Origin of the sequence: Pseudobutyrivibrio sp. JW11, from assembly GCF_900115355.1 — a bacterium.
GTDB lineage: Bacteria > Bacillota > Clostridia > Lachnospirales > Lachnospiraceae > Pseudobutyrivibrio > Pseudobutyrivibrio ruminis.
The window spans coordinates 89975-114474 of record NZ_FOWB01000008.1 but is presented as its reverse complement, the minus strand read 5'-3'; the positions used below and the strand labels follow the sequence as shown (position 1 = coordinate 114474).

At 38.1% G+C, this 24500-nt stretch carries 23 protein-coding genes; all 23 read left to right on the top strand.

The window, feature by feature from the left end:
- Positions 1–233: 233 nt before the first annotated feature.
- The 23 genes from BM102_RS09000 (at position 234) to BM102_RS08895 (ending at position 24473) form a co-directional block, all read left to right on the top strand.
- Positions 234–1658, top strand: coding sequence for an ATP-binding protein (locus tag BM102_RS09000; RefSeq protein ID WP_090481162.1), 1425 nt, complete (start codon positions 234–236; stop codon positions 1656–1658).
- Between the two features lie 416 nt (positions 1659–2074).
- Positions 2075–2788: a hypothetical protein gene (locus tag BM102_RS08990; protein ID WP_090481155.1), complete on the top strand. Its 714-nt coding sequence runs from the start codon at positions 2075–2077 to the stop codon at positions 2786–2788.
- A gap of 148 nt (positions 2789–2936) precedes the next feature.
- Positions 2937–3533, top strand: a complete 597-nt coding sequence (locus BM102_RS08985; protein WP_090481152.1) for a hypothetical protein — start codon at positions 2937–2939, stop codon at positions 3531–3533.
- A 59-nt stretch (positions 3534–3592) separates the two neighbouring features.
- Complete coding sequence (locus tag BM102_RS08980; protein WP_090481149.1) at positions 3593–4228, top strand: hypothetical protein; 636 nt, start codon at positions 3593–3595, stop codon at positions 4226–4228.
- 211 nt (positions 4229–4439) lie between these two features.
- Positions 4440–5540, top strand: a complete 1101-nt coding sequence (locus BM102_RS08975) for a Fic family protein (protein WP_090481146.1) — start codon at positions 4440–4442, stop codon at positions 5538–5540.
- A gap of 251 nt (positions 5541–5791) precedes the next feature.
- Positions 5792–7411, top strand: a complete 1620-nt coding sequence (locus tag BM102_RS08970) for a GH25 family lysozyme (RefSeq protein WP_143085478.1) — start codon at positions 5792–5794, stop codon at positions 7409–7411.
- Positions 7412–7438: 27 nt separating this feature from the next.
- Positions 7439–9391, top strand: a complete 1953-nt coding sequence (locus BM102_RS08965; RefSeq protein WP_177194945.1) for a DUF1266 domain-containing protein — start codon at positions 7439–7441, stop codon at positions 9389–9391.
- Between the two features lie 119 nt (positions 9392–9510).
- Complete coding sequence (locus BM102_RS14325; RefSeq protein ID WP_177175715.1) at positions 9511–9684, top strand: hypothetical protein; 174 nt, start codon at positions 9511–9513, stop codon at positions 9682–9684.
- A gap of 148 nt (positions 9685–9832) precedes the next feature.
- Positions 9833–10009 (top strand): hypothetical protein, encoded by a 177-nt coding sequence (locus tag BM102_RS14320; protein ID WP_155952460.1) that lies wholly within the window; start codon positions 9833–9835, stop codon positions 10007–10009.
- 97 nt (positions 10010–10106) lie between these two features.
- Positions 10107–13064, top strand: a complete 2958-nt coding sequence (locus BM102_RS08960; protein WP_090481140.1) for a DUF6240 domain-containing protein — start codon at positions 10107–10109, stop codon at positions 13062–13064.
- A gap of 217 nt (positions 13065–13281) precedes the next feature.
- Complete coding sequence (locus BM102_RS08955; RefSeq protein ID WP_090481137.1) at positions 13282–14709, top strand: flagellin N-terminal helical domain-containing protein; 1428 nt, start codon at positions 13282–13284, stop codon at positions 14707–14709.
- Between the two features lie 40 nt (positions 14710–14749).
- Complete coding sequence (locus BM102_RS08950; protein ID WP_090481134.1) at positions 14750–15226, top strand: flagellar export chaperone FliS; 477 nt, start codon at positions 14750–14752, stop codon at positions 15224–15226.
- A 160-nt stretch (positions 15227–15386) separates the two neighbouring features.
- Positions 15387–15812, top strand: coding sequence for a prepilin peptidase (locus BM102_RS08945; protein WP_242942921.1), 426 nt, complete (start codon positions 15387–15389; stop codon positions 15810–15812).
- Between the two features lie 26 nt (positions 15813–15838).
- Positions 15839–16837 (top strand): hypothetical protein, encoded by a 999-nt coding sequence (locus BM102_RS08940; RefSeq protein WP_090481129.1) that lies wholly within the window; start codon positions 15839–15841, stop codon positions 16835–16837.
- Complete coding sequence (locus BM102_RS08935) at positions 16815–18041, top strand: CpaF family protein (protein ID WP_242942920.1); 1227 nt, start codon at positions 16815–16817, stop codon at positions 18039–18041. The genes BM102_RS08940 and BM102_RS08935 overlap by 23 nt, the downstream gene beginning before the upstream one ends.
- Positions 17978–18757 (top strand): type II secretion system F family protein, encoded by a 780-nt coding sequence (locus tag BM102_RS08930; protein ID WP_090481126.1) that lies wholly within the window; start codon positions 17978–17980, stop codon positions 18755–18757. Before BM102_RS08935 ends, BM102_RS08930 begins: the two co-directional genes overlap by 64 nt.
- 19 nt (positions 18758–18776) lie before the next feature.
- Positions 18777–20003 (top strand): type II secretion system F family protein, encoded by a 1227-nt coding sequence (locus tag BM102_RS08925; protein WP_090481123.1) that lies wholly within the window; start codon positions 18777–18779, stop codon positions 20001–20003.
- Positions 20004–20016: 13 nt separating this feature from the next.
- The gene (locus tag BM102_RS08920; protein ID WP_090394862.1) at positions 20017–20202 is read left to right on the top strand and encodes a Flp1 family type IVb pilin; all 186 of its coding nucleotides are present in this window, start codon (positions 20017–20019) and stop codon (positions 20200–20202) included.
- Positions 20202–21689 carry a DUF5702 domain-containing protein gene (locus BM102_RS08915; RefSeq protein ID WP_090481120.1) on the top strand — a complete coding sequence of 496 codons (1488 nt, stop codon included), beginning with the start codon at positions 20202–20204 and terminating at the stop codon, positions 21687–21689. Before BM102_RS08920 ends, BM102_RS08915 begins: the two co-directional genes overlap by 1 nt.
- Before the next feature lie 154 nt (positions 21690–21843).
- Positions 21844–22695, top strand: coding sequence for a TadE/TadG family type IV pilus assembly protein (locus tag BM102_RS08910; RefSeq protein ID WP_143085477.1), 852 nt, complete (start codon positions 21844–21846; stop codon positions 22693–22695).
- A 4-nt stretch (positions 22696–22699) separates the two neighbouring features.
- Positions 22700–23134 (top strand): prepilin peptidase, encoded by a 435-nt coding sequence (locus tag BM102_RS08905; protein ID WP_177194943.1) that lies wholly within the window; start codon positions 22700–22702, stop codon positions 23132–23134.
- Positions 23131–23337: a hypothetical protein gene (locus tag BM102_RS08900; RefSeq protein WP_090394858.1), complete on the top strand. Its 207-nt coding sequence runs from the start codon at positions 23131–23133 to the stop codon at positions 23335–23337. Before BM102_RS08905 ends, BM102_RS08900 begins: the two co-directional genes overlap by 4 nt.
- A gap of 5 nt (positions 23338–23342) precedes the next feature.
- Positions 23343–24473, top strand: a complete 1131-nt coding sequence (locus BM102_RS08895; protein WP_090481111.1) for a DUF6382 domain-containing protein — start codon at positions 23343–23345, stop codon at positions 24471–24473.
- Positions 24474–24500 lie beyond the last annotated feature (27 nt).

Here is a 24500-nt window from a genome sequence, read left to right as displayed (position 1 = left end):
GATACTGATAAGTGGTTTCGTAGCATTGTAAATAAGTTTTTTACGGAAGAAGAGTTGAATTAATAGGAAATCATAAAAGTTGGTTCAATGCCTGCAAAATTTAATGTGGTATAAAAAAATTGTGAACTCTTTCTTAGTGTATGGCAAGTGAGTATAAAATGTGCTATATTATATTCAAATAGATTTGATTCAAATGCGTTTGAATGAAAACGATTTGAACAAAAGGAGCGCACATGTTTATTGGTAGAGAAAAAGAATTAGAATCACTACAGACTATATACGAAAAAGATGGCTTTGGAATGACAGTAATTTATGGTCGACGAAGAGTAGGTAAATCATTCCTTATTAGTGAGTTCATTAAAGGTAAAAAGGCTATATTTTATACAGCCACAAAAGTAGGTGCCGAAAGAAATCTGGAGTTGTTCTCAAAACAGGTTTTTGATGTATTAGATCCTGCGTATAGTAACGCCACATTTCCCAATATAGAAAGTGTTCTTGATATAATAACAAGCAAGGCGTCAAGTAAAGAAGAAAAGCTAATCTTGGTTATTGATGAACTGCCATACTGGGCAGAAAAAGACGATGCTTTATTATCTGTTTTACAAAAATATATAGATACTCAGTGGCTGGATAAAAACTTGATGCTTATTCTGTGTGGTTCAGCTCTTAGCTTCATGGAAAAGAAAGTGCTTAGTGAAAAGAGTCCTATTTTCGGTCGTAGAGATTCTCAGCTAAAACTGGATGCATTCAACTACAAGGATTCTGCTCTATTTGTACCTAACTATTCACCAGAAGACAAGGCTATTTGTTATGGTGTTACTGGCGGTGTAGCAAAGTATTTGGCACTTTTTGATTCTTCAAAAAGCCTAGATGAAAACATAATCAAACTTTTCTTTAATACGGATGGCTATTTATTTGATGAAACAAAGAACCTGTTAACGCAAGAATTTTCTGATGTGACCCTTGTAAACAATATTATTGAGCAGGTAGCTTCAGGCGAGACCGCTCTTAATATTATAGCCGCTAAGGTAAAGGAAAAGGACAGTACGGTTCTCTATTCTTTAGAAAAGCTTATCGATGTAGGGCTTGTTGAAAAGAAAAAATGTATTACAGAGGAAAAGAATAAGAAGAAAACCCAATATGTTCTTAAAGACCATATGTTTAAATTCTGGTATCAGTTTATTCCTAAGGCTATAAGTGTAATAGAAATGGGGCAGGGCCAGGTATATTATGAAAAAGTTGTAAAGAGTGGATTACATTCTTTTATGGGAAGTGTATTTGAAGACATGTGCCGTTATTACACATTGGAGCACGGTATTCTTGGAGAATTTGGTTCATTTATTACAGAAGTTGGTACTTGGTGGGGTGTAGAGCAGATGATAGATGCGAACGGAGAGCGGTTTCAACAGTCTGCAGATATCGATGTTGTAGGTATATCTACAATAGATAAAACAGCTATTTTAGGTGAGTGTAAATTTAAAAATGAAAAAATAGATAAAGAGATATTAGATACCCTTATTAGAAGATCTAAGCTAATATCAGGCAGCTATAATGTCACAACATTAATTCTATTTTCTTTAAGCGGCTTTACAGATTGGGTAAAAAATACTGATATGTTTAATGTAAAGCTGATTACAGTAGAAGATCTATACAAGTAGAGTATATAAAAAAAGAACCTGCCACCAAGTTTATATCAAGAGCAGTTATGAAAAGATAACTGCTCTTTTTTATTTCACTAAAAATTCTAATAATTATCCCTTGAAAGCAGCAATTAAGAGTATTACAATACTACTAAATAAGTAAATAAGCAACATGATTAATATAGAGTCGTTGATTTGTGGCAGGGGCAGGCACCAATGTCCTAATCTTGTTACAGGTAAGAAGGAGATTATAGCCGAAAGGCAATCAGATAAATGGATTTCTATAAATAATGATGGAAAGTACATAGCATATTCGGTATTACATTTTGGGCTATTTACAACACCGAATTACGGAACCCTATATGTTTACAATATACAAACCGGATGTGTAGAAGGTACGATGAAGTTGAATAATGAAGGACAAGGGGGGTATTTTGATTTCAGTGAATAGAACAATAATCAAAAATGATAAATCATTGCCGATTGCGTTGATAGTATCAGCTGGGACACTTTTATTTCTTGACGTAAAATTTATCTTTAAGGATCTGAGAATTTTTGGGAGTGTTATAGCATTAATAACAATCACCATAATAATAGCCATGCTCTCATCGATGTTCAAAAAAGTAATTATCGATGGAAATAATATAACTATAGTTTATGCGCCATTTTTGAAACGAAATAGAATTGATAGTTGTAGATATGTACATGCTGCTAAATACAATCAATATTCGAGTTCGGATGCGATAATATTTAGTTACAAGAAAATATTTTGGATTGATTTAACGCAAGCTATTATTGGCGATGAGAAATTTAATCAGGTGGTTGATTATATCATTCAAAATAATGTTAATGTATATACTTTATATAGTAGTCAATGGGAGCGAGTAGTGCGCGCAAGGAAAACCAAGAAATCTAATAATGAAGAGAAAAAGCATATAGCGAAGATTGATAGCAGATCTTTCAAAGTAATATTTGTATCTTTATTATTGCGAGTGAGCCCAATGGCATTATCAACCATTTTGTTTGGTGCAATTATTCCTAATGTGGGGAGTATTGCTATTGGTGAAATAGTGATGATTATTCTAGTTTATCTTCTAGTAGTGTTCATATTTGCAATACTATATAAATTAAAAAAGCAGAAAGCTTGAATCTGTATGCAGTGTGAAATCCTATGGCAGGCCATCTATGTGCAAGAAAGCTCTGGGAGAAATAGATGAGACACTACATACGTAATGGGGCAAGCACATGGTTTTGAATTTGTATGAAGGCATACATTAATATATAACGAATAAGATTATGGAAGAAATAGTAACTAAAATAAAAAAATTAACAGAGTACTATATATTAATTGTTGTAACCGGAGTGGTATTAGATGTTGCGTTAACGTCAAATTATTGGAATCAGCATGTGTGGATAATATTAGTTGAAGGTATATGCGTAGTATCGCTTCTTATTACTGAAAAATATATTAATGAGAATAATTTAGAAGTTAGGCAATTACTTAGAGTATCCAGAATGGAGACTCTAATAGTACTATTGGCATATTATTTGGTGATGTTAAGTCAATTAACAGTTGCTGGACAATCAGCATGGTACTCTGCTTTATTTGTGATTCCAATAATTATAATGAGTATCTTGGGTTATATAGTTAGAAAAAGAGCGGAAACTAAAAAAATAGAACAGAAAAAAGGTGAAAATGTTGCTGGAATTGTTTCAGGCATATTACCGGGAACATATTTACTATTCAGGGATGAGGTTAGAGCTATGTCTATGCCGGAATATGCAAAGATATATATTATTTTATGTTTAATAATAATATCAATCACAATGTATATGTTTGCTAATGCTTATTATACCTGGAAAGCTGATTTGCGAATGCTCGAGGATAAATAGAATTCGAAGGAAACAAAGAATAATGAGGGCAAGATCTATATACGAGGGAGAAAAATAGTATGAAAAGAAGCATCAATATAATTACAAAAAGAGCAGTGCTTGCGGCAAGCCTTGCATGCGCCATTAGCATTACGGCTTGTTCACAAGATAGTACAGGTGCCGATGCAGATACCAAAGACATTTTGACAAAGTTTGCGCTGGGAGATACATCGGTTCTTAAGGATGGCCAGCAGGAGGAATGGTATATTCCGGACTTTCAGAGCGATGAGTTTACTTATGAGTATACTTTGCTGGATTTAGATGGAGATGGAAAAGAGGAGATGATAATCCAGATGGAGAATCAGCCAGAGGGATTTTCTTCTGTTTTTCATGTGGAAGATAACAAAGTGGTGTGCTGGTTTAGCGATAGTTTAGAGCAGACATGTTTTGATTATCCTCTTGATAATGGGAACATGGTCGAGGAGTACAACTATGGTGAATCTATAACCTACACCATCTTCAAGTACGATGCGACAGGCGAGACGGAGTCAATCGCAGAGCTTTTTGTAAGAGAAGATAACAACGGATATGAGTCAATTAAGTGTCCTGAATATTTAATTGATGGAAACGAAGTATCAAAGGAAAAATTTGAGCAGAAACTGAAGTCCCAAATCCTGGATCACCAGTTGGACGCTTCAGCTTGGACAAAGATTTGATATCATTGGTGGGCTACAGTTTTAGGATAAAGAAATGGACAAAATAATAGTTAAAAGAAATAAAATTGGGACAGCAATAGCAGTGGGGATAGTATCATAATGGGGGCAGGCACCAATGTACGGGATGAAAAATAGTGTAAAAATAGTGTAATTTTAGTGGAGAAAAATGCTCCTTTCTGATATGATATATTTATTCAGGAGGTGCTATTTTATGATAAAAGTAACCTTAAATAATGAAATTTTAAAGTATATTACTGAGATAGAAAAGAATAGATATAAAGTATCAACAGATAATATATCTGTTTCCGTAGCTAATAAGTTGCGAAAAAACTCAAAAAAAAGGAGCTCTTATGCTTCTAATAAAATAGAGGGAAATCCACTTTCAGAAAAGCAAGTTGATGAGGTTATTGAAAGTGATGAGCGAAAACATTATCTAAGGCCGGAACAAGAAGTTCGCAACTATTTTCTTGCATTGAATTATCTCGAAGAAAAGGCTAAGAAAAATGAGAAGTTCTCAAAGAAACTAATCCTAGATGTGCAGAAATATGTTGAAAAGGGAGCATCAAAGGAGAAAATCGGTCTTAGAGGACCAATGCCACCTGGAGTACTTTTTGCAGTATACGATTCGAAAACTGGTTATCCTGATTATATCCCTCCAGAATACATTGATATCCCAAATCTGTTAGATGAATTAGTAGAGTATGTAAATACAACAGATGATCATCCTCTTATTATTGCTGCGGTTGTTCATTATCAGTTAGTTGCTATTCATCCATTTGAAGATGGTAATGGACGAACTGCCAGATTACTGTCAGGCTATATTCTAGATATTAATGGATTTGGATTTAATGGAATCGGATCGCTTGAAGAGTACTTTGCTTATGACATAGAAGAATACTATGATTCTATTCAGATGGGATTACCTTCACTATATTATTCAGGTAGAGATAATCCACCGCATCCAGAGATTTGGTTTAATTATTTCCTTAGAATGGTTTTACTATATTCTAATAAGGTTTGTGAAATATCAGAGAGTAGCAGTGGAGAGGAACTGGAAGGCAGTTTATCATATCTGAAAGGCAAGGAAAAAGAACTGCTAGTATTGCTGCTCAAGAAATATAAAGGGGAGTTTACTCCTATAGAAGTTAGCCGTGAGCTTGGAGTTACAAATAAGACAGTTATTAATCGATTAGCAGTACTTGTTAAAAGTGGCTTTGTAACACCAAATATGGTAAAGGAAAGAATTAGATCTTATGAACTTAGTTCATTTTCAAGAGAAAATGAAAAGAAAATAAAGAAGTTGATGAAGTAATTCGAAGTCAAATCGGTCTCCTAGGAGGCCGATTTTTTATTTAAAATCTTATAATTATCCCTTGAAAGCAGGAATGAAGAGTATTACAATACTACTAAATGAGTAAAGTAATATAATAACGTATATACGATATTGAGAGTAAGTGTAATACAGGGGGGAGTTGATTGAAAAACATTCATATAAAAAAGAAATACATAATAATCTCGATAGTTATTTGTATAATTCTTATCCTAATAGCTTCAATACTCTATATGGGGATAATACATTTCAATAATCCAAGTAGAGAAGAGTACCCAGTAGTTGGTGTAGATGTATCGAAATATCAGGGGGCTATTGATTGGAATCAACTTATAGAGCAAGACATAAGTTTTGCCTATATAAAAGCTACGGAAGGTTCATCACATGTTGATGAATACTATGATGCAAACTTTAATAATGCTTTGAAAACAGGCATTAGAGTTGGTGCATATCATTTTTTTAGTTTCGAATCATCTGGGAAAAAACAGGCTGAAAATTATTGTAAAAATGTAAGTATAACAGAAGGTATGCTTCCACCTGTTATCGATGTTGAATACTACGGAGATAAAAAATGCGTCGATGATATCGATGTTGATATTGTTCGAAAAAATCTAAGGGAAATGGTAGACATTCTGGAAGAAGAATATGGATTGAAGCCTGTGCTTTATGTCACAAAAAATAGTTATGACACAATAGTAAATGGCTATTTTGATGATTGTGATTTATGGTATCGAAGCGTCTACTCAAAGGTTCCAAAAGAAGTAAATTGGACATTTTGGCAGTATTCTAATCGAACAGTACTAAACGGATACGAAGGTGAAGAAAGATACATTGATGTAAATGTCTTCAATGGAACCAGGGAAGAGTTTGAGGAATTGGGGTCAGGCACCAATGTGCATGATTTGAACGGAAGTTCAGAAGAAACAAAGGAAATAGAATCTTTATGGAGCAAAGAGAGTGCCAGTGAATCAAGTGTCAAACTAGAGTCTAAATTAGTTGATGGTGAAATAGAATTAATCATACCTCAATACAATGGCAGCTCAGATCAGAGAGTAGAATACCTAATTGATGGTGAAAAGAAGTGTGATTTTAATTTTATATTCCCAGAGCAAATAACAGAAATAGAAACATGTGATTATAATTTTGATGGAAACGTTGATATTGTTTTTGTTGGTTACAATCATGGAAAAAAGGATTTCTGGCTCTACAGAGGTTGTGTGCGCGAATACGAAGAGGATACGTGTTATTTTGTAAATGATGATGATATAGAATCATATGTAGAAAAAGAATTATCTGATGATTATTCTGCAGAGAATATTATAAATGCGCTTACAAATGGACTTGTTAATGGTGAAATCAGTTCATATAGTGATGCATACAAAGCAATTGTGGCGTTTAACCAAATAGAAAATGAATCATTAGATTTGAAGTATAGTTTGGTTTATATAGATGAAGATGATATACCCGAACTTCTTGTTGATGATACAGGATACTGGATAAGCGTTTATAGCTTTTCTAATAGCATAGTGACAGAGCCTATGGAATACTGTGCATATGGTGTAGGTGGATGCGTGAATTACGAATATGTACCTTATAAAAATAGTCTTAGATACTTTGGACATGACATGGAAACATACGGCCATACACTCATGACAATAGAAAACAACAAGCTTGTAACTACATACTCAGAAGATTGTTATTACGAGGAAGAAACCGTAAATTATAATAATTACACTGATGAGCAACTATCACCTGAAGAATTGAAGAACAAAGTTGAGGAATATAATTCTTGCGCTTTTGAAGAATTATATGGAGAATATACAGAGGAAGAGATAATAGAACAATTGCAATAGAATTGTATAATGCGCGGAGGATATTTTATGAAAAAGAAAATGGTAGAGTTAACTGCTCTCTCTATGTCGGCGGTGCTTCTTGCGGGTTGTGGCGTGACCACTATCCACGATGAAGCCCTCAAAGCTGCCAAGGAAAATGCAAAAAAGGAAGAAGCGGCTGAAATCGATAAAAAGGAGTTAGTGGATATACCATTAGTGGATGATTCATTTTCAGATTGCACTGAAAGCAATGTGAGTAATGATTTAGTAAGATGGCTGTTGGCAACGACTGCTGTGGAGGTTCAAGGCCAGGGCCTGGATTGGCAGCAGATTGGTGGAACCAAATCAACAGCAGAGGATATAGAAACAGTAAAAAAATACCTCAATGAAAACAATGCAAAGGATGGGGATGCTGCGTTAGAGGCGGCAAGTGCATTGGTGGAGGAAGATTATACAAAAGCATATGAGAGAGCTTACAACCTGGGCACAGCTGAGTCGATTCTGGCAGCCAGCTACTGCGCAGGTGATGTAGAGTTCAATCAGTATTTGATGCATGCAGTCCCTGTTGCCAAAATGATTCAGCAGGAATTCGATAGCTTCGACGACTACGGAGACAACTATGTGACTGGATATATGTGTCATGTTGGACAGGGGGATTGTGGCGATGCATCTCGCGTAGGATACAGAGTTGTGTTGCAGCAGGCTTTCGTTGGAATGGCGGCATATTATGATGGCGCATACGCAATCGATTATGATATGGAATTGACAGGCGAAGCCTACTCTACATATTTTGATGAAATGCCTGAGGAGGTAGATACAAAGTCCCTGGAGGGCAAAGCTCCTGAATTTGTGCAAGGCTACATTGCTCCAATTGAGCTTGGTGAGAATCCAGCAAGTGGCAACATAGAAATCGATGGTGATTTGTATCATGTCCCATTTACTATCAAGCAGCTTACAGACAACGGCTGGGAAATAAAGGATGCTCCTTCTGAGCTGGACGTCAACAGAGACGACACCATCAAGCTTACCCGCAACAGAAAGACCATCAAAGTCACTACCGAAGCTATTTCAGAAGGCTACACTGATGTTCAGTACGGATTTGTAGATTATATTGACACCGCCACATTGGGAGATGTAGAGGTATCACTTCCAGGTGATATAAAGTCCGGAATGGACATGGAAGATGCCAAGGATGTTATTGATAAATTCGAAATTGAAAACGATGAAATGACAGATTCAATCTTGCTTTATATCTCAGATGACAGCGATAACAAGAGCAAAATCTGCATTACAGAAGAAGACGGCAAGGTCAGTTCATTCGTGCTATTTGTCTCTGTTTTAAACGGACAGCAAAACATGGATCAATACTACACCACTCTTAAGGAAGACGGTTCAAACTACAGCTACGCTCAGGCAATGACTATCAAAGCGAAGACAGACAAATATCGTCCTGGTGCAGAGTATACAGGCCTCCCTGAGTTGGCCCTCTCAGACAGCCTGGATGATTTCACAATCCAGATTGACAACACAGTTATTCAGCTGCCAACAACTTATCAGCAGTTGTTAGAATTGGGATTCATTTTTGACGATAGCGCAGATACCATTGTTCAACCTGATGAGCAGTACGAATTTTCCGGATACTATTTAGGAAATGAATACAGCAAAATGAACTTTATAGTCATCAATAATGGTGAGGAGGAAGCTAAATTAGGTGACATCCCTGTGCAGTATGTTCGCGCAACTATTTTTGGTTTCAACCAGTATCAAGATTTTCCATTTAAGATTGCTCAAGGAGTTGAGTTCGAAGCCACACTTGATGATCTTCAGGAAAAATACGGCACACTCACAAAAAGCGACAACTCTTTCGACAACGGCTACGTCCAGCTTGATTACTACACCTATGAAACCGAAAAGGGCTGGTACACTTTCTGGGTTCAACCAGAAGGCATGTACTCCGGCGTAGAGATTAACGTATATACGAACAAGAAGACGGAGGAGTAATGAAAAGAATCATAAATTTTAAAAAGTTTGGTCATAGCTTTTTCACATTCTATTGTTAAACTAGCTCCCGTAGTAGTTCTTCGGAAAGAAGAAACTTCGGGGAGGAAGAAAGACGAGACATGAAAGTACAAGACTTAAGGGCATTACAATTATTATTAGAGAATGAAATGGATTTTGATTCAATTTGCAAATGCTTTCCAGGGTACAAAAAGACAACAGAGAACACAGGTTATTCAGATTACAGGTTAATCAACGTGGAAAACATGATGATAAAAGAAGCTAATTGTTCATAATGTGATTGCCAACAGGCTCCCAGGTAATGGGAGCTTTTTTATTGATTTGGTTATGAAAAATAACATTGTTTTTTCACAAGATATTGTTATACTAGTACTCAAGTTAGTGCTAGATATTGTATCTAGAAATATAATGGGAGGTACCGGTATGAAGGAACAGGATTTGAGAGCCGTAGAGGCAATGTGTAGCTGTGGCATGGATTTCGACACGCTTTGTGCTTGTTTTCCAGGTTTTTTAGCAGCGGATTTGAAAAATGTTTATGATAATTACAAGGGCGTCAGCCAGCCGGTGCCCAGCGTAGCAATGAGTGTAAATTGTTCATAATATAGATTAGATGCCGAGGAAAAAATCCTCGGCATTAATTTTTTTTACAACTCGTCCGAAATAAAGATTGTAAGAAAAATTACCGCGGAGGAACTATATGCAAATTGAAGGACTCAAGGTAACGGATTACATCAAAACAGAAGGTGCTTCAGACCAGGGATTTGGCGTAGGCACCAGCGGTATCAAGGACGATAACAAAGCAAATTTTAATACAGAATTAAGAACACTTTCAGTAGACAACGCATTCTATGATAATAGAGGAAAAATGACTGATGAAGATTTTGCCAAGGAGGTAAATGAGGCATCAGCTCTTGGCATGTCTACAGTTGATAAGGTGAAAAATATCGAGCGCGGCTGGGATGAAGAAGCCACAGCAAAAGCTCGCGAAGACGGCCATAATCCAATGGACATGGAGCCAGAGGCTCTCGTCACAGTTGTGGACGAAATCAAAATGAATCTTGCAAAAGCTGGAAAAGACATCAGCAAAATGGGTGGCCTGGACCAGGACGAGATTCAGGCTATGACCGGCTCAGTGGCACAGGCAGTTGAGATGACTCGCGGCCTTTCTGATACTTTGCCAGTGGAAGCACAGGCATATCTTGTAAAGAACGAGCTTGAGCCAACCATCACAAATATCTACAACGCCACATATTCGGCACCAACAGGTCCAAAGGGAACATCGGAGCCAACCGACGAAGACATAATCAGTCTTCTTGAAGATTTAGGAGATAAACTGGATTCACTTATAGAACAAGTCGAAGGTGAGTTAACCGAGTCTGCGCAGAAACCAATGACACCACAGGAATTGAAAGATACTGTGGCAACCATGCTCAAGCAAGATGTTCCAATCACAAAGGAGCATCTTGAGTACATGGTTGAGCTTGGCGAGTACGAAAAACCATCGGAAGAAAATATCGTAAATGCGATAGATGATATCGTGGCAGAAGGCAAAGAGCCAACCGACGCATATCTTATCCCTGGCTACTCCCTTATGGATCAGGCCAAGAAAACTTTTGAAGAAGTCATGGGAATGGATGCAAGCTCACTTTCATCTATTACTGCTCAGCGTCAGCTTACAGAAATTCAGCTCACAATGACAGTTGAGGCCACATTCACAATGATGAAAAATGGCATAACTGTTAACACAAGTGACCTGTCTGATCTCCTTGATAAGCTGAAATTACAGGAAACAAATCTCCTTCAGATTCTTATGAAGGCAGAAAATAACGAAGCAACAAATGCGAATGTAAATCTGTTCAAGCAGGTAATGAACGAGATGGCAGACATCCAGTCTGCGCCAGCAGCCATGCTTGGAAGATTTTCAAATATCAATGCAGAGACATTCTCTTACGTACACGAAGTCAGTGTGTCTGTTACAGCAGAATATTCTCGCATGGAAATGACCTATGAATCTGTTGGAACAGAGGTAAGAACAGACCTTGGCGACAGCATGAACAAGGCATTCCAGAACGTGGATGACATTTTGGCAGACCTTGATATCGAGGCGACAGAATCTAGCCAGAAGGCAGTTCGCGTGCTTGCCTACAACAAAATGGAAATCACAGCAGAGTCTGTTACTACAATGAAAGCTTCTACAGAAATGGTGGCTCGCACATTCAAGAGCATGACGCCAGCTGTTGTTGCAGAGATGATTAAGCGAGGAGAGAATCCTCTTGATATGACTATGGAAAGTCTTAAGGCAAAAGCAGAAAGCATTAAGGCTGAAATGGGTAGCACATCTGATGAAGAAAGCTTTTCAAAGTTCCTTTGGAAGGCAGAGCACAACGCGGAAATCTCTGAAGCAGAAAGAGATGCTTATGTGGGGGTGTACAGACTTCTTCATCAAGTGGAAAAGTCTGATGGTGCAGCCATCGGTGCGTTGATAAGTCAGGGTACTGAGGTAACATTACGAAATCTTATGACTGCTGTTCGCTCTAGCAAGCACACAGGCAGAGAGTATGAAATAGACGACAAGTTTGGTCAGCTGGACGAAATGGTTGTGAAGGATCTTTCTATTACAGAACAGATTGAGAAAGTCTTCCTTACAAACCGTTGCCGCGACGCTAAGGAAGCTATGACCCCTGCAAAGATGCACGTCTTTGGCGAAGAGCAAATCATGGAAATGAATGTAGACCAGTTTGCAACTGCCATGGAAGAGACATCTGATGAGCAGACAGAAGCTGCCTACAACAATTATGTAACAGAACAGTTAAAGACAACTATTGCAGAGGATGCAAAAGTTTCTTCTATATTAGATGAATACAACTTACCTCATTCTGCAAACATGATTGCAGCAGTTGAGGCAATGGTTGAAAACAATGGCCAGGTATTCAAGGACTTATTCTCTAAGGCAACTGGCAGAGCAGCCACCACTTTTGGCGCTCTTGAAAGCATGGATGTGGACGACATTATTGAATTGGCATACTCACGCTTCGCTGATGCTTGCCATACACCTGAGGAAATGGCAGAGGCTCAGGAAGCGCTGGGAACTTTGGCTGAGAATGTAATGAAGACCATGATTGAAACAGAGGATGTCCGCACTGTAGATATGGATGGAATGAAGCTTGTTGTGCAGCAGACAAAGGTTATGTCTGAAATGGCACGCACAGGTGAAACATATCACATTCCTATTATGGTTGCTGATGAGGCCGGCAATATGAACCTGAAAATTGTCCGTGGTGACGGCGAATCCGGCTTAATCCAGATGGCACTTCATTTGCAGACAACTGGCACAGTATCTACTACATTCCGCTACGAAGCTGGTTCTGTTAGCGCATCAGTAGAATGCGAAACTGCTCAAATGCGAGAAATGTTCGCCAGCCAGGCACCTATGATTGCACAGATCATGCAGGAAGAAACAGGCTTCGCTTTTAGCTTCAGTTTCACACAGTCCTTCGGACTCAGCGCCGCTGACATCTATAATATGGAGCAGGGAAATTATGAAGGAATAGCAGCAGCTGGCGTTTCCGGCGAAGCTAGCCAGGACGAAATACAAACACAGGCTCTCTATAGCATCGCCCGTGGCTATATAAATGTAATTGCAGAATTGTTTTAAATAGAAACCATAAAAAATGAATAGTGAGAAACTATAGAATGCAAGGCCTTGAAATACAAGGTCTTGCATTTTTTATAGCTGAAAAGTTGCATATATTGGGTTAAGTTTAAGGGGGCTCGTCCGATATTAAATGTGTAAGGACATGGAAGACCTAACAATTTCAAATACACCGCACGGATGCTAGACTTGCTTTATTACGGCTATTTAGGAGGCAACTATGAGAATTAACAATAACATGTCAGCGGTGATTACCAACAACCAACTTCTTGGTACAGAAAGTTCCCTTGCAGATGTAATGGAAAAGTTAAGTTCAGGCTTTAGCATTAATCATGCATCAGATGATCCATCTGGTATTGCTATTGCGGGCAAAATGCAGGCACAGATTGATGGATTAGATAAAGCTTCTACAAACAGTAGCGATGGAATTTCAGTACTTCAAACAGCTGAAGGTGCTCTTAATGAAGTAACAGATATGATTCAGCGAATGAGAGAACTTTCGGTTCAGGCTGCAAACGGCACAAACTCAGATTCAGAGCGAGAGACAATTCAAAAAGAAATTGATTCTCTTTTAGAGGAAATTGATAGAGTAGCAGAAACAACAGAGTTCAACACAATCAACCTATTAAATGGTTCACTTGATAATAGAACTTATGCTGAGCATGCAACTCGTATGCAAACTTCAAACACAGTTCCAGCAGGATTATATACATTGACTATAACATCAGCTGCAACTCGTGGAACAGCAGGTGGAGTTAATCCATTGCTTGGAAGTGCAACAGCTACAGCTCTTTCAATGGCTGGAACAATGAATATTAACGGATACGGAGTTGAATTTACAGAGGGAATGTCTCGTGAAGCAGTATACGAAGCTATGCGAGATGCTTGTGAAAAAGGTAGCGCAACAATTTCTGACCCAGATGACAACATTGCAATTTATTCATTAAAATATGGTGCAAAGGCAGATTTGGAAATCGAATTTTCTTCTAAGGAATTTGCCGTAGCATTAGGATTTCCTGAGGGCCAGATTACAGAAGGTGCAATTATCCAGAATGTAGGTGTTGATGCTGTTGTTGAATTGGACAAGACATCACCATCAATGTTTGGCCCACAGGCAACTACAGGATACGATGGAAATCATATTACTGTTACAGACGTAGATGGATTCGAATTATCATTCCTTGCAGAAGCAGGATTCGATTCTACTACAGATACAGTGACAGGTGGAAAAATAGAATTCAACGTTACAGACATCGGCTCAATGACACTTCATGTTGGTGCAAATAAGAACCAGAACATGGAAGTAAGAATTGCAGCAGTTACAACAGAGTTCATGTACATTGATGACCTTAGTGTAACAAGAGTAAATGGTCCAGAGGATGCACTTGATTCTCTCGACACAGCCCTCAATTATGTGACCTCAGTCAGATCTCAGCTTGGTGCATATGAGAACCGACTTGAGCATACAACAAAATCTCTCGATACAACAGAAGAGAACATGACATCAGCTATTTCTCGTGTAGAGGATGCTGATATGGCAACAACAATGGTTGAGTACACAAAGCTCAACGTATTAGAGCAGGCAGGTACATCTGCACTTGCGCAGGCAAATGAGTTACCACAACTTGCATTACAGTTGCTTCAGTGATAATTAAAGAAACAGTTTGCCTTTGATAGGAGTGAAATAAATGAACAGAGATAAGATTTCAGCTTTTACCCTGAGAATAGCGTCCAGCAATGGATGTGGATTGATTTCAATTCTTTATGATATATATGAAGAATATGAAACAGACGCGCTGGAAAATTTTGAAGCTGGCCAAGTGATAGAAGCAATCGCAGCACTTAAAAAGTGCGCAGAAGTTGTAAGTCACCTCCAGAAAGATTTAAATTTTGAATACAAGGTAAGTGGAAATCTGTACGCGCTTTACGATTATGTACAGCGAAATGTATCCAAGTCCATATACAAGGCAAACGCTGACGGCTTATTAGAAGCAAAAAAGGTGATGGATGAGTTAGGAGATGCCTTTGAACAGTTGGCAAAGGAAGATACGTCCGCACCGATTATGCAAAATACACAACATGTAATGGCAGGAATAACTTATGGAAAAAATTCTTTGAATGAAAGTGTTATGGGTAACCAGGCAAGAAGAGGATTTTGGGCATAACAGTAGTAAATAATAAATGAGACTCTAGTTCGCTAGGGTCTCATTTTTTGTGCGCTTTTTATAAATATATTTATTGTTAAAAATATACAAGCGAATTTCATAGTGTCAAACGCTATGGAATTATTCCTGGATCCGGAGCATACTGTTGCGTCGACAGGAGGTGAAAAAGACGAGTACGTTTTTGATCTGGAGCATTTTGACGTCGGCATCGCTGTTTGATGCCAGGTCGTACAGGATTCCAAATCAACTAATCATCCTGGGTTACTTAGCAGGAATTTATGTGAACCTGTTGAGCTATGGATGGATAGGAATTGCATACTTCCTTATGAAAGCAATGTGGCCAATAGCATGTTTATCGCTGCTGTATATTCTTGGTAAACAGCTTGGCGCTGGTGACATCAAATTGTTTTCTGTAATGGCAACACTGGTGGGTGTAAACATTACCGTAAATACGATGATCACTTCTGTGATTCTTGCTGGGATCGCGATTGTCGTTGTGAGTATATATGAAGGGCAATTAATAAGAAGAAAGCTTCATTATTCTTTTTATATAACGGCTGCGTTTTTTTTACTGCAGTATAAATGAACAAGAGAAATAATGGAGGAGTTACCATGAGAAATTTGGAAGTTGCTTTATGTGATTGCTGTGAAGATTACATATTAAAGTTTGCTTCGTATCTTATGTCTAATGTGGATGCCAGCATTCATATTTTTACAACAACAGAAAGCTTCTTTTCTGATGAGGGTTGCTATGATGTGGCGATTATGTCTGAGGATTTTAAAGAAGTTTCCGAGTTTAGACCTAAGGGAGAAGTAAAACGTAAATACTTCTTATGTGAAGAACCGGATGTTGAAGATGAGGATTACATATATAAATACCAATCTATCGACAACGTCTTGGGAAAAATAACTGAGTTACGAAAACAAAAAGGTGTAGGCGCTAGTATAAAAAAGTCTAATGGAAATTCAAAGTTTATAGGAGTGTATTCTCCTGTTGATCATGAATTGCAGTTGCCATTTTCAATGGCGCTGGGTCAGGGATACAGAACAGGTGGGAAAGTTCTGTTCTTGGATTTAGAAGAGATATCTATCATGTCAGATTTAATCGGCAGTGAAATGGAAAGAAATCTTCTGGATCTTCTATACGAAATCAATACAAGCGCAGGCGATTTTGACATAACTACATATGTAAGAAACTTTATGGGATTTGATTTTATTCAGCCATTTAGAAATCCAAATGAGCTCTGTGAGATTGAGGCAGAAACATGGAATTTGCTGTTTGATGTTCTTGCCAAATCAGATTATGACGTGATTGTAGTTTTATTTGGAAGAACAATAAACGGATTTATTTCAATCCTTCAAAGATTTGAGCACCTTTATGTTTTGGGAAAACCGGGAGATTACTTCAAAAAGGGCCAGGAAGCATTTATGGAATATCTTGAGCGAATAAATGCAGAAGTAGATAGGGAGAGTGTAATACTTCCTATGTCTGCAGGAAATTTGACAGATGGTACATACCAGATTCAGGAGCTGATGCAGGGCAATTTAGGAGTATTTGTAAAAAAGCTAATTAGTACGAAGGTCAAAAATGCAATTGAATGTTACAGATGATTTAGAAAAAGAGATACGTCAGGAGGTAATGAACGCAATTGATTTATCAATAGATGTATCTGATGAAGAAATATTAACGCTAATTAAAAACAGCATAATCGAAAAGGGAAAGAACAGACCAATTTCACTGGTGGATAGGAAGAGAATTGAAAATCATGTTTTTAATTCGCTGCGAAAATTGGATGTTCTTGAAGACTTGCTAAACGATGAGGAAATCACGGAAATAATGATTAATGGCCCGGAGAATATCTTTATAGAAAAGAGGGGCCGAGTGGTTCATTGCAGTGAAAAATTCTCTTCCGAGGAGAAATTGAATGACATTATTCAAAATATCGTAGCTCAAAGTAACAAGATCGTTAACGAGTCAAACCCCATCGTGGACACCAGACTTTCTGATGGCTCGCGAGTGAATATTGTGTTGAAACCTGCAGCTGTAGACTACAGCATTCTTTCAATACGAAAGTTTCCAAAAGAGCAAATGAACATGGAAAGATTGAAATCCTTTGGCTCCATTTCAGAGGAGCAGGTGGACCTTCTACGGAAGCTGGTGGCAAGCGGATACAACATATTTGTGTCAGGTGGAACGGGCAGTGGAAAGACATCTTTTTTGAATGCCCTGGGTGAATTCATACCTAGTGATGAAAGAGTTATTACTATAGAGGATTCCGCAGAACTGCAGCTGAAAAATGTAGACAACCTGGTTCGTCTGGAGGCGCGAAATGCAAACCTTGAAGGTAAGAATGAAATTACCATCCGAGATTTGCTTAAATCCTCTCTTAGAATGCGCCCGGACAGAATCATTGTTGGTGAGTGCAGAGGTGCAGAAGCTCTTGAAATGCTCCAAGCCTTCAACACCGGTCACGACGGAAGTTGTTCAACTGGTCATAGCAATTCCTGCAAGGATATGTTGTCACGATTGGAGACTATGGTGTTGATGGGCGCAGAGATTCCGTTGCCTGCTATTAGGCAGCAGATTGCATCTGGAATCGATATTATTGTCCAGCTTGGAAGACTTCGTGATAAAACCAGAAAGCTGCTTGAGATAACAGAAGTATTAGGGCTTGAGGATAATGAAATTCAGTTGAATCCCTTGTATAGATTTGAAGAGATAGAAGAAGTAAATGGAAGGATAGTGGGCCAATGGGAAAAGGTAGGAAGCCTGGTAAACCAAGACAAGTTAAAAGCAAATGGAATGCAGATTTAAGGTTATCAAAGGATGATATGATACCGCTGTTCCAAGGAATAGGGCTGACTTGTGTAATCGCATTTCTGTTTTATAAATCCTTCATGGGACTAGTGATTGGTGTAGGTGTAGTGCCCTTTTGGATTCATCTAAATAGAGTAGAGAGAGTTGAAAAAAGGAAGGCGAGAATGCTGGTGGAGTTTAAGGAATTCATGATTTTGATAGTACAAGGACTTCAGACAGGTTATTCCCTGGAACGAGGAATAAAGCAGGCAGAGAACGAGCTAAAAAGACTATATCCAGACGATTCTGTTTTACTTCCATATGCTCACGTGATGAATCAAAAAATCTCTATGAATGTGCAGCTGGAAAAGGCCTTTATGGAATTTGCCTTGTCGGTAGGTTTGGAAGAAGCCATGAGCCTAGCGGAGATTATCGCATTTGCGAAGCGAAGTGGTGGAGATTATGGAAAGAATATCAGGGAGACGGCCATGAAGATAGAAGATAATCTGGCAGTCAAACAGGATATAGAAACAATCACCACAGAAAAGCGACTGGAGCTAAAGGTAATGTGTGTTATGCCAATAGGAATTCTTGCGTATATCACCCTTACATCAAAGGGATTTGTAGCGCCACTATATGGAAATTTAGTAGGCATATTCATAATGAGCGCATGCCTAATTGCATATGGATTTTTGATTACGTTAGGAAAAAAGATAATTGATATTAAGGTCTAAAAATAGGGAGGTGGGTGTCTTGCAAAAGAATCATGATTTAACCTCAAAGCAATTGATTGAAATAGTAGTTGTGTGTGTGGCCCTTGGGATAGGCTTACTAATTCATGACTATTTGGAAACAAGAATAAACTTTGATGGAACTATAAAAAGAAGTGCAGCAGGCACAGGGAATACAACAGAAGATTTAGAGCTAAATTTTTTAGATCAGAATAAAGAATTGTCGGTTGAGGTATCGGATCAGAGTCTTTCTGATAAAGAGATATCTACAAAGATTAGCCAGGCTATAGAAGAAATAGAAGCTACTTATCTAGGAAGGAATAAATCTGCAAATGAGGTTTGCTATGACTTGAATTTGAAATCAAGCTATTGCGACGGAATGATAGATGCATATTGGACTTTTGATAAGTACGGATTGATTTCAAGTGATGGAAAGCTAAGAACGGCAGAAATCCCTGAAGAAGGTGAAGTTGTAAATCTGGTAGCTCAGCTGAGTTATGAGGAGCGGACAGAGCTTTATAGCTTCTCAGTATTTGTATGCCATAAAAGCATCAATACACTTGATGGCCAGTTGGAAGCCATCGAGAAAGCTGTAAAAAATGTAGATTCCACAACACGTGATAAGGATAAAATGGTCCTTCCAACGGAAGTGGAAGATATGAAGCTTTCCTGGAAGAAAAAGATGGATTATCGAGGATTACAGGTAATAATCCTTGGAATTGTCACAGTGCTGGGAATTCAGCTTGGGAAAAAGAAGGATGAGAAAAAAGCAAAGCAATTAGAAATAGCAGAGAAGGAAAAAGATTATCCAATGATAGTCAGTGAGCTGTCAATTCTGATGGGCGCAGGCATGAGCTTTAGAAAGGCATTGGAGCGAATTATTGCTAGATATAACCAGAAAAAGAAATCGGGATTACTTCGTCCGGGCTATGAAGATTTATCTGTCACTTATCGCAAGATGTGTGATGGCTTAGGGGAAGTAGCGGCTCTCGAAGACCTGGGAATGAATAGCGAAAGCAAGGAGTATAGAAAGCTTGCTATGCTCCTTGCACAGAATCTGAGGAAGGGTTCTGCGGACTTAATTAGTTGTTTGGAGAAAGAGGAAAAATATGCTTTCGAAATGCGAAAGCAGCGAGCAATCAAAGCTGGAGAGGAAGCTTCAACAAAGCTTTTGATACCAATGGCAGGCATGCTTTTTATAGTAATAGTAATTTTGGTAGTGCCGGCAATTATGCAAATGAATATATAGAAAGAGGTAAAGAATGTATTATTTAATGCTTAAACAAAAGTTAAAAGATTTTCTTACAGAAGAAGATGGAATTGGAACAGTAGAGATGATTTTGATTTTGGTTGTTTTAATCGGAATCGTACTTATTTTTAAGGAACAGCTCAATTCATTAGTTGAGAGCATCTTCAAAACAATCAACGAGCAGGCTAAGAAGGTATAGTGAAAAAGGGTTCGTTAACGGTATTTTTTGCTCTGATAATGGTTTCTGTGATGACCCTGATTTTCACTATGGGAGAATGTATTCGTATATACGAATTACAAGATTTTAGCCAGGAATATACAGACATGGCAGTGGAAAGTGGTTTCTCAGAATACAATCCATATCTTTGGACTAATTATAGAATCTTGGCTATCGATTTGGGATATGGAAGTGGAAATGTTGGGCCAGCCACATTAGAGCAAAAGATACTAGAGTATTGTACATACAACGCAAATATGGAATATGGTAGCAATTACGCCAGACTCATACCAGAATCATGTAGTGCTTCCAGCTATTCGTTGCTTACAGATAGTAAAGGAGCAGGAGTGGTAATGCTTGGCGTAAAGGCTGCAAAGGATGGCCTAGCTGAGCAGATAATCACTGGAGTGCAGCAGAAAGCAGAGAGTATAAACGGAGTAGAAAAGGTCTCTGTGGAGCAGCAAGCATCAGATGGAAAAGCTGCCTTGGATAATGAGAAGGCGGCTTTGCAAGAGAAAAAGCAAGCGGCGGCTACAGACGATAATCCAGATACAAATCCATCAGATTACCCTGAGCCAGAAGAGGTGGAGGACAATCCGTTGGATGCCTTTAGTGTGATGAAAGAATCAATCCAAAAAGGATTTTTGTCTACAGTAGCAGATCCGGAGAAATTATCAGATGTACAAATCGATTTAAGTGCCATGCCATCACACAGAACGTTAAATACAGGAAATATGGAGATAACCAATGGCAATGTGTTGGTTGATAAGGCATTGTTTGTAGATTATCTGCTGACAAGCTACAGCTATTACGGTGTGGATTTAAAACATGATGGCATGAAATATGAGGTTGAGTATTTGATAGCAGGAAAAGAGTCGGATATACAGTCACTGGCTACCGTGCTAGAAGAAATCATGCTCATTAGAGAAGCAGCAAACTTTTCTACCATCATGGATCATCCATCTATGGTTGCACAGGCTCAGGCTGTCGCAGATATTTTGGCTGGGTTCACCATGAATCCGGCAATAATCGAAGCAGTAAAGTATGCAGTGATAGCAGCGTGGGCATACATCGAAAGCACGCTGGATGTTCGTCTTCTGATATCAGGAGGCAAGGTGCCGCTGATTAAAAATCTGGATCAGTGGACATCAGATGTGTGGCATCTTTCAAATTTCCTGGATGTAAATTGTAAAGCGAAACCTAGTGAGACAGGAATTAGCTATAAAGACTATCTCATAGGATTTCTTACCTTAAATAGCAATAATACTCTGGCTATGAGAGCCTGCGATGTAATGGAAAATGCATTGAATGCCACTGAGGATTACAAGGATGTAAAGGTGGATAACATGGCATTTGCAGCAGATGTAACCATAACATATGCCGCTGATGAAATGTTCATGTCACTCTTAGATAGTAGTAATACCGTAGGCGAATACAGCTTGAGTAAACATAAATATATTTCTTATTAATTCTAGCGAAAGGAGGTGTAAAAAGGTGTCTCAGTCTTATATCAATTCTGTTTCCCTAATAAAACCATTTGCACTGGTTTTAAAAATGATTGTTTATATAAATAGTTTAAAGAAAGGTAATATGCCCGTGTTTCTTAACTGCAAAAGAGAAGATATGGAGATACCTTTTTATGCCTCCTTTAAGAAAGCTAGTTACACCATTGAAGCGGCCATAATAATGCCACTTTTCATATCCTTGATGGTGTTTGGAATGTTTATTTTTAGGGTGTTGCAGGTACAGTCTGGCATTCAACAGTCCATAGATTTTGCCAGCAGAACCATGGCAGTAACTCTTGGAAATGTTGCTAATACAGGGGAGTCCAATGAGGATGTAAATCCTAATGAACAGGATCCATCTGTCAGTGGAAAATTATCAGAGGGCGGTCTAATAGCAGGGACTATAGCGGTGGCCGGCGTAGAAGTGGTAAAAAACAATGTGCCATTAGAGTTCATAGACGGTGGAGCTTTAGGCCTAAACTTTTTAGAAAGTGAAGCGGAAGGCAACTACATAGATTTAAAGGTCAGCTACACCATGACATTTCCTGTTGGCTTGCTAGGCGATTTATCATTCGATGTAAATCAGCGCGCCAGAACCAGAAAATGGGTGGGGTATGACAAAGCAGAATACGAGTCCGATGGTCGTTATGTGTACGTAACAGAACATGGGGCAGTTTATCATGTGAACTATTTTTGCACCTACCTTAATCCATCGGTTCACAGGGTGCCAAAGGCAGAGGTTAAGGATAAAAGAAATAAAAGTGGCGGGATTTATTATGAATGTCACAGATGCAAAAACAAAGATGGCAATGGCTTTTTGTACATTACTGATTATGGAACGTCATACCATAATGATGTAAATTGCACTGAAATAAAACACAACATAAAGAAGGTTCTTTACGAGGAAGTAAAGGATACTATGGCCCCTTGCAGTAAATGCTCTGCAGGGGAAGCCCATGATGAGGAGTAAGAGAATGGAAACAATTGGTTTGGCTTGTTTGTATGGATTAACAGCTATGGATGATTTGAAAACGAAGCAGGTGCGAGTAATAGAAATAATAGTATTTGGAATATTTGGAATAGCTATAAATATAATTTACAGACCCCATTCGTTACTTAGCGTGTTAGGTGGAGTTGGAATAGGTCTTTTAACGATTCTATTTAGTTACATTTCAAAAGAGAAAATTGGAATGGGAGATGCATATATTATTACGGTGACAGGCTTGTATTTAGGATTCATAGATACAGCAGTATTGCTATGGCTCAGTTCGCTATTAGCAGCAGTGACAGGATTGGTTTTAATACGTAAATACGATAATCCTAAAATGGAAATACCATTTGTACCCTTCCTTTTAATAGCCTATATAATCATGTATTTAATCCATGTTTTAGGAGGAATTGTTTTATGAAGCTGAAGGGAAGCTACACTGTGGAAGCAGCAGTTATTATCAGCTTTTGTTTTATATTATTTGGCATGGCTATTGGTGTCGCCTACGAATTATTTCAAATCACCTTGGAGTATGTGAAATACAAAGAAGGAAACTTCGACGCTGTAAACCTATTTAGATTAAAGGAAGGGCTTGTAGGAATATATCATGCTATAAAGGAGTAGAGTATATGGAAATAAGTTATGAACGAAAGCACAATGATAGCTTCATGGTGATAGATGGTAATGGGAAAAGCATTGATTATGAAAACAAAATGATTAACGCTAACCATATATCTTCATTGTTAACCATGAGCAGCTTTGCATTGGATGGAAGAGAAAAGCGTAGTTATACGATTAGTAGAAAAGAAAATCTGGAAGACTTTATTGATGCCCACGATATAACAATAGAAATGTTGGAGCGAATCATTATCAATTTGCAGCTGGCTCTCGATGAAGTAGGGAAATACCTTATTGATGAGCAGCATATTTGGCTCAGCAAAGAATCAGTGTTTTTGGAAAAATCAAATGAGAATTATAAGCTTAGCCTTTGCTATTATCCTGGTGAGTTTGGGTCAGTTCAGGAACAGTTTAGACAGCTGATGGAATTCTTTCTTTCAAAGGCATCTCAGGCTGACAGGGAATCAGCAAAGCAATTATACATGGCATATGATTTGTGCCTTAAGGATGATTACACTTTGGAGGAAATAATTGATTGCCTTCAAGATAGAGAATACAAAGAATCATATCAGGATAACGATGAATATGTGCAGGAGCCAGAAATCGAAAGACCAGAGATATATGTAGAAAAGGTCACCTTAGAGGAGGACCCTGATATGGATTACCTGACAAATTATTATGAGGAAGATGAGCCAAAATATTCCTTTGTTGAGAAGCTTTTGTCAGTCACAAAAGATATTATTTCAAAGAGAAAACCTGTAAAAGATGAAGAGGAGATATATACAGAGGATTTCCTTGTTGAGCCAGATTACGAGCTGGAAGAAAAAACAGTTCTTTTAACTGAAGCCAAGGCTGTTGGGAAGCTTGTATACGATGGCAATAATAACGAGGATGACTTCATCATAAACAAAGATATTTTCAGGATTGGTTCATCGAAGAATAATGATGCCATTTTAAAGGCTCGTACAGTCAGCGGAAACCATGGGAAAATTACTAAGGAAGGAGACGATTTCTTCCTTGTAGACAACAACAGTTTAAATGGAACGTTGTTAAACGGAAATATATTGTCCTACCGTATTCCATACAAATTGAAACCTATGGATATAATCCAATTTGCATCAGAATCCTATGTGTTTATGTAATTGGTGTAAAGTGCCAACTTTTGTTGT

Excerpts from the sequence above, each read along its gene's own strand:
- BM102_RS08950 (WP_090481134.1), top strand. The coding sequence starts at position 14,750 with ATGAACAGAGATAAGATTTCAGCTTTTACCCTGAGAATAGCGTCCAGC.
- BM102_RS08970 (WP_143085478.1), top strand. The coding sequence starts at position 5,792 with ATGGGGATAATACATTTCAATAATCCAAGTAGAGAAGAGTACCCAGTA.
- BM102_RS08985 (WP_090481152.1), top strand. The coding sequence starts at position 2,937 with ATGGAAGAAATAGTAACTAAAATAAAAAAATTAACAGAGTACTATATA.
- BM102_RS08965 (WP_177194945.1), top strand. The coding sequence starts at position 7,439 with ATGAAAAAGAAAATGGTAGAGTTAACTGCTCTCTCTATGTCGGCGGTG.
- BM102_RS08940 (WP_090481129.1), top strand. The coding sequence starts at position 15,839 with ATGAGAAATTTGGAAGTTGCTTTATGTGATTGCTGTGAAGATTACATA.
- BM102_RS08935 (WP_242942920.1), top strand. The coding sequence starts at position 16,815 with ATGCAATTGAATGTTACAGATGATTTAGAAAAAGAGATACGTCAGGAG.
- BM102_RS14320 (WP_155952460.1), top strand. The coding sequence starts at position 9,833 with ATGAAGGAACAGGATTTGAGAGCCGTAGAGGCAATGTGTAGCTGTGGC.
- BM102_RS08930 (WP_090481126.1), top strand. The coding sequence starts at position 17,978 with ATGGGAAAAGGTAGGAAGCCTGGTAAACCAAGACAAGTTAAAAGCAAA.
- BM102_RS14325 (WP_177175715.1), top strand. The coding sequence starts at position 9,511 with ATGAAAGTACAAGACTTAAGGGCATTACAATTATTATTAGAGAATGAA.
- BM102_RS09000 (WP_090481162.1), top strand. The coding sequence starts at position 234 with ATGTTTATTGGTAGAGAAAAAGAATTAGAATCACTACAGACTATATAC.
- BM102_RS08980 (WP_090481149.1), top strand. The coding sequence starts at position 3,593 with ATGAAAAGAAGCATCAATATAATTACAAAAAGAGCAGTGCTTGCGGCA.
- BM102_RS08895 (WP_090481111.1), top strand. The coding sequence starts at position 23,343 with ATGGAAATAAGTTATGAACGAAAGCACAATGATAGCTTCATGGTGATA.
- BM102_RS08905 (WP_177194943.1), top strand. The coding sequence starts at position 22,700 with ATGGAAACAATTGGTTTGGCTTGTTTGTATGGATTAACAGCTATGGAT.
- BM102_RS08960 (WP_090481140.1), top strand. The coding sequence starts at position 10,107 with ATGCAAATTGAAGGACTCAAGGTAACGGATTACATCAAAACAGAAGGT.
- BM102_RS08910 (WP_143085477.1), top strand. The coding sequence starts at position 21,844 with ATGGAGATACCTTTTTATGCCTCCTTTAAGAAAGCTAGTTACACCATT.
- BM102_RS08920 (WP_090394862.1), top strand. The coding sequence starts at position 20,017 with ATGTATTATTTAATGCTTAAACAAAAGTTAAAAGATTTTCTTACAGAA.
- BM102_RS08975 (WP_090481146.1), top strand. The coding sequence starts at position 4,440 with ATGATAAAAGTAACCTTAAATAATGAAATTTTAAAGTATATTACTGAG.
- BM102_RS08955 (WP_090481137.1), top strand. The coding sequence starts at position 13,282 with ATGAGAATTAACAATAACATGTCAGCGGTGATTACCAACAACCAACTT.
- BM102_RS08900 (WP_090394858.1), top strand. The coding sequence starts at position 23,131 with ATGAAGCTGAAGGGAAGCTACACTGTGGAAGCAGCAGTTATTATCAGC.